The sequence below is a fragment of the Suttonella ornithocola genome (assembly GCF_001889065.1).
Classification (GTDB): domain Bacteria; phylum Pseudomonadota; class Gammaproteobacteria; order Cardiobacteriales; family Cardiobacteriaceae; genus Suttonella_A; species Suttonella_A ornithocola.
Window position 1 is genome coordinate 1 of the sequence record NZ_LWHB01000166.1, and the last position, 5,932, is coordinate 5,932.

General features: G+C 35.9%; 7 protein-coding genes. 5 read left to right on the forward strand and 2 right to left on the reverse strand.

Annotation, left to right across the window (positions count from 1 at the left end; translation table 11 throughout):
* Positions 1-359, reverse strand: a 359-nt coding sequence (recO, locus tag A5N85_RS11675) for a DNA repair protein RecO (protein ID WP_211268193.1), incomplete at its 3' end; no start/stop codon positions are given.
* A gap of 111 nt (positions 360-470) precedes the next feature.
* Between recO and A5N85_RS11680 the strand changes: the two genes are divergently transcribed.
* The 5 genes from A5N85_RS11680 to coaE are packed head-to-tail and all read left to right on the forward strand — an operon-like array spanning position 471 to position 5,485.
* Positions 471-1,061, forward strand: coding sequence for an anthranilate synthase component II (locus tag A5N85_RS11680; protein ID WP_072577377.1), 591 nt, complete (start codon positions 471-473; stop codon positions 1,059-1,061).
* Between the two features lie 10 nt (positions 1,062-1,071).
* Positions 1,072-2,766 (forward strand): type IV-A pilus assembly ATPase PilB, encoded by a 1,695-nt coding sequence (pilB, locus tag A5N85_RS11685; RefSeq protein WP_072577378.1) that lies wholly within the window; start codon positions 1,072-1,074, stop codon positions 2,764-2,766.
* Positions 2,767-2,783: 17 nt separating this feature from the next.
* Positions 2,784-4,004: a type II secretion system F family protein gene (locus A5N85_RS11690; RefSeq protein WP_072577379.1), complete on the forward strand. Its 1,221-nt coding sequence runs from the start codon at positions 2,784-2,786 to the stop codon at positions 4,002-4,004.
* On the forward strand, positions 4,004-4,867 hold the full coding sequence (locus A5N85_RS11695; RefSeq protein ID WP_072577380.1) for a prepilin peptidase: 864 nt from the start codon (positions 4,004-4,006) through the stop codon (positions 4,865-4,867). The genes A5N85_RS11690 and A5N85_RS11695 overlap by 1 nt, the downstream gene beginning before the upstream one ends.
* Positions 4,868-4,873: 6 nt before the next feature.
* A complete protein-coding gene (coaE, locus tag A5N85_RS11700) occupies positions 4,874-5,485 on the forward strand; it encodes a dephospho-CoA kinase (protein ID WP_072577381.1) in 612 nt (203 codons plus the stop codon).
* A gap of 240 nt (positions 5,486-5,725) precedes the next feature.
* Here coaE and A5N85_RS11705 read toward each other — a convergent pair.
* Positions 5,726-5,932, reverse strand: a 207-nt coding sequence (locus A5N85_RS11705; RefSeq protein WP_249023970.1) for a transposase, incomplete at its 5' end; no start/stop codon positions are given.

A 5,932-nucleotide genomic window follows, 5' to 3' on the forward strand; every position in this document is an offset into this window, starting at 1 on the left:
ATCAAATACCACTCTATCATGCGCAGACGATAGGTATCAGGCTGCTGCAATGCTTGCGTATAAAGATGGTAAAGCTCAACATCAGCATAATCTATTTTCGTATGATGTAATAAAAGTTCATTTAAATACGAAACACTTAACCATTTTTTACCATTAAGCTGATAGTAACGAAGAATTTCGCTTTTCTGAATGACAAATAGCTCGTTTCGTTTTATCCCTGTAATTGACAGCTCTCTAAAAGGCGCATAATTTTCTGTATAGCGATAATTTTTTTGTTTCCGGATTCGTACTATTGCTCTTTGTAGCCCATTATTTTTAGTAAATAGGTCAACCAAGTAACTATTTTCTTTATAAGACATCCGTCTAAGAACAAAGGCAGATTCACAATTTAGATGCAGCATTTTAATAGTGATAAAATTAAGACTATGTTATGATTTTATAGTATTTTACGCTTAGGGAAAGGCAGTGTCATGCTGTTAATGATAGATAATTATGATTCCTTCACTTATAACTTAGTTCAATATTTTGGTGAATTGGGTCAGGAAGTCCAAGTCGCTCGTAATGATCAAATATCAATTTCAGATATTGAACAATTAACTCCTGATTACTTAGTCATTTCTCCCGGTCCTTGTACACCGACAGAAGCTGGTATTTCGAATGAAGCTATTCGTTATTTTGCTGGTAAAATTCCTTTATTAGGTGTTTGCTTGGGACATCAATGCATAGCAAATGTTTTTGGTGGAAAAGTCATTCGTGCTGATCATATTATGCATGGTAAAATCTCTACTATTAAGCATAATCAAAAAGGCGTATTTAAAAATCTACCTAATCCTTTGATGGTTACCCGATATCATTCTTTAATTGTTGAAGAAAGCTCTCTACCGAAAGATTTTGAAATAACGGCTTGGATAGAAGAAAATAATAAAAAAGTTATTATGGGACTGAAACATCGTACTTTACTAGTTGAGGGAGTTCAATTTCATCCTGAATCTTTTATGAGTGACAATGGACACAACCTTCTAAAGAATTTTTTAGATAGCGCTATAGATTTTAGGATTTAAAGGATAAAACATGGATAATTATGACGCGCTTATTGGCTATATGGTACAACATAAGCTGGCTACGCCAGAACAATTACGAGAGGCAAGAGGTAGCGCACAGAAAAAAAGAGCAAATTTCTTACAACAATTATTAAGTGATGGACTTCTCTCTCCTTCTCGTCTATCAATCATTAATCGTGAAATTTATAATTTACCAATGGTTTCTCTTCGTGAGTTAGATATTCGTCGAGAACTCACCTCTCAATTTAAAGAAGCCGTTGTCCGTAAACATACGGCCTTACCAATATTTGCAAACGGCGGACGATTATTCATTGCTACATTTGATCCTAGCAACCGAAACATGCTAGATGAGTTTAAATATCAAGGCAAATACACGACTGTTGAACCCATTATCGCAGACGTTAATGCTATTGAAGCGCTAATTGAAGACCACTATGCCGGCGTTGGAGGGATGAATAATCTTTTTGAAGATGAAACCAACGAACAAGATTTAGATGCCATTGGCGAACAGCTAGGACAAATTGGCGGCGCCGAGGAAGAAGCGCCAGTTGTGAGATTTGTTACCGGTATGCTATTGGATGCTATTCGTACAGGCGCTTCGGATTTACATTTTGAACCTTATGAAACAAGCTATCGCGTCCGATTCCGCAGAGACGGCGTTTTACAAGAAGTTGCAGCGCCTCCTCCTAGTATTGCTAATCGAATTACTGCTCGCCTTAAAGTAATGGCAGACTTAGATATTGCAGAAAAGAGAGTTCCACAAGATGGGCGGATTAAGCTCTATATTTCTGAAACAAAAGCCATTGATTTCCGGGTTAACTCTCTTCCTACTTTGTGGGGTGAGAAAATAGTTTTGCGGATTTTAGACAGCTCCGCAGCGAAACTCAATATTGAAATTTTAGGTTTTGAACCAGAACAAAAACAATTTTATCTAGATGCTATTAGCAAACCTCAAGGGCTAGTATTAGTAACCGGACCAACGGGTTCAGGTAAAACCGTTTCTTTATATACTGGATTGAACTTACTCAACAAACCTACTGTTAATATCTCAACCGCAGAAGATCCCGTTGAAATTAACTTACCGGGGATAAATCAAGTTAACGTTAATCCTAAAACAGGGCTAGATTTTGCAGCAGCACTTAAAGCCTTTCTTCGTCAAGATCCTGATATTATTATGGTTGGGGAAATTCGGGATATTACCACTGCGGAAATTGCTGTTAAAGCCGCACAAACAGGACACTTAGTATTGTCAACGCTGCATACGAATGATGTTCCCCAAACTATTGCACGTTTGGTCAATATTGGGATCGAACCCTACAATATTGCCGCTAGTGTAAATCTAATCATGGCACAACGTTTAGCTAGACGGTTATGTAATAACTGTAAAACTAGAGACAGAAAACATCATCATGAAGAATTATTGGCTTTAGGCTTCAAGGAAGAAGATTTAGATGATTTAAGAATTTATGCCCCTAAGGGCTGTGAACGCTGTAACTATCAAGGTTATCGTGGACGAGCTGGTATTTATCAAGTTGTTCCTATTTCTGAATCTTTAGCAGAGCTTATTTTACAAAATGCATCTGCTGCTGAAATTGCCGAGCAATGCCAGAAAGAAGGCTATCCCGATTTACGACAAGCAGCACTCAATAAAGTTAAACAAGGCATTACCAGTATTGAAGAAGTTCTACGGGTAACAAGCGATTAAGGACGAAGGAGTTTACTATGGCAGGAACTAAAAAAGATTTAATTACTTATCAATGGAAAGGCAAAAATAAGCAAGGAAAGGAAATTTCTGGTGAATCTGCCGTTGCTAATGAAGCTGTGTTAAAAGCTTTTTTGGCTAAGCAAGGTCTTACTGGCGTTACAGTAAAATTAAAGCCTAAACCTTTATTTGAAAGTAAAGGAAAAATTAAAAGTAAAGATATTGTCTTTTTTACCCGACAAATGGCAACCATGCTACGTGCAGGAATGCCGGTTATGCGGGCATTAGACTTGGTTGGTGAAAGTATTGAAAAACCCAAAAAAATGCAAGAAATGATTTTTGATATTCATGATCGCATTCAAAATGGGGCAAGCTTTGCTGAAGCATTAAAAGCCCATCCTCTCTATTTTGATGATTTATATACAAGTTTAGTAGCAGCAGGCGAAGATGCGGGTATGCTAGATGGTACCATGGATAATATTGCACTTAATTTGGAAAAAGGTGAAGTCACTAAGAAAAAAGTCAAAAAAGCTTTAACTTATCCTGCTATTGTTATGATTTTTGCTATTGTTGTTACAGCTGTTCTCATGATAAAAGTCGTACCAGTCTTTGCGGATTTTTTCCAATCAAATGGAGGAGAATTACCAGCACCGACTAAATTAGTCATGGCAATTTCCAACTTTATGATAGATAAAGGTATTTATTTACTAGTTGCTATTATTATTGCTATTTCTGCTTTTATTTATTTTAAAAAACGGAATAAAAAGTTTCAGCAAGCAGTTAACAAACTCTCTTTCAGACTTCCCTTGATTGGCGGTATTTTACGCACGGGTGCCAATGCTCGCTTTGCGCGAACCATGTCAACTCTCTTTGATGCTGGTGTTCCATTGATGAAAGGACTGAATGCAACTGCGCCAGCTACTGGTAGCGTAATGTATGAAGAAGCCGTTTATGATATTCGAGATGATGTACAAAATGGGCAACAAATGAGCTTTGCCATGAAAAATACCGGCTTATTTCCAACCATTGCGGTACAAATGACTGCTATTGGTGAAGAATCAGGTAATTTAGGTGAAATGCTTGGACGGGTAGCCACCTTTTATGAAGAAGAGCTTGATTGGCGAATTGATAATTTAACTTCAATGATAGAACCCGCTATTATGGCTTTTTTAGCTATTGTTGTTGGTGGCTTACTCATCGCCATGTATATGCCAATCTTTAATCTTGGTAATATGTTCTAATGATTAATAATTTACTTTTTGATAACTGGCTACTAATCAGTTTTGTTGGTTTAATCGGTTTATTAGTAGGTAGTTTTTTGAATGTAGTTATATATCGCACTCCAGTGATGATGGAACGTGAAGAGAAACTATGGGCATGGGAAGTTATTCAAGGAGAAGGAGAAAAGCATCCAGATATCTCCTCAGAAAAATTTAATCTTTTATTTCCTGCGTCTCATTGTCCAAATTGTGGTCATAAAATTCGCTTTTGGGAAAATATCCCAGTTATTAGCTATCTCATTCAAGGAAAAAAGTGTCGTAATTGTCACCAACCTATATCCTCAAGATATATGTGGGTAGAACTATTGACCGCTTTTCTTAGTATGATCGCTGCTTGGTATTTTCCAGAACCTATTCGCCTAGGGCTAGCATTATTATTCACATGGGGGTTAATAGCACTAACTTTCATTGATGCAGCGCATCAACTACTTCCTGATCGTATAACTCTTCCTTTAATGTGGTTAGGAATAGCCGCAGCTTGGTATGGTGATTTTTTTATAGACCTATCTGGTAGTATTTTAGGTGCAATGGTTGGCTATTTATCTTTATGGTCTGTTTATTGGTTATTTAAACTCATAACTGGTCGTGAAGGAATGGGATATGGTGATTTTAAACTATTAGCCTGCTTATGTGCTTGGCAAGGTGCAATGATGCTGCCTATTATTTTAATGATTGCTTCTATTTGTGGGATTTTATATGCTCTTATCAATCAGATAGGCAAAGGGCGTCCAATGCCTTTTGGGCCTTATTTAGCAACTGCTGGTTGGCTTACTTTTCTGTTCGGAGGAAAAATTGCAGCCTATATTGGTTTCTTTCCTTCTTAAAAAAGAATGATTATTGGATTAACTGGCGGAATAGCAAGTGGAAAGAGCCTTTGTACTGATTTTTTTATAGCTAAAGGCATTTCTACTGTAGATGCCGATATTATTGCAAAAAGTATTGTACAGAAAGATTCCCCCATTTTGAGAGAACTTGTTAACCATTTTGGTAATGGTATTTTATTAGCAGATTCTTCTCTAAACCGTTCCGCATTAAGAGAGAGAATTTTTAGCGATTTAGAAGCTAAAAAAATTTTAGATAAAATTATGCATCCTATTATTGAAAAAAAATCTCAAGATGCAATATTTAAAGCTTTAAAAAGTCAACCTTTGGTTATTTATAGCGCTCCCTTACTTATCGAGAATAAATTAAATAAACTATGTAATAGCGTAATAGTTATAGACATTCCTATAGAATTGCAAATTATTAGAGGAGCTAAAAGAGATAATGTTAGCAAAAAACAATTAATCCATATTATTTCTAGCCAAAGTAGCCGAATAGAAAAACTCTCTTATGCAAATTATGTAGTTGATAATAGCCAAGAAAAAGAAAAAACCTTTCAACAATGTGAAAAAATATTAGAGCAAATTCTCAAATCAATCACCAATAAGAAGCCAAAATAGATTAGAGTATTTATAGAATTGGGTAGTGGTTTGAAAAGTATGCTGGAATATTATCAAATAATCCAATGGCAGTTAAATATTTAAATATCAATATATTAAAAGAAGTATTTTTTGTAAGAGTATGTTTAGCATACTTTTCAAACCACTACCATAGAATTGAAACATAAAAGAATACATACAAAGTTAACTTAATATCCGCTTAAAAAACAGCGTCCTCTCTCTAAGCACTATATAGTGCAATCATCTAAAGCCCAACCCAATCCAAAGCAGATAAAAGCATAAAGTATCAATACAATCCATCCGCCATTCTTTGCGTATTTGCTTAATCCAAGCCCACATCTTTTCAATGGGATTTAAGTCTGGACTATAAGGGGGTAACCAAACTATTTCATGCCCATGCTCTTCAATGATTGCTTGAATATCACTGCGTTTATGAAAAGCGGCATT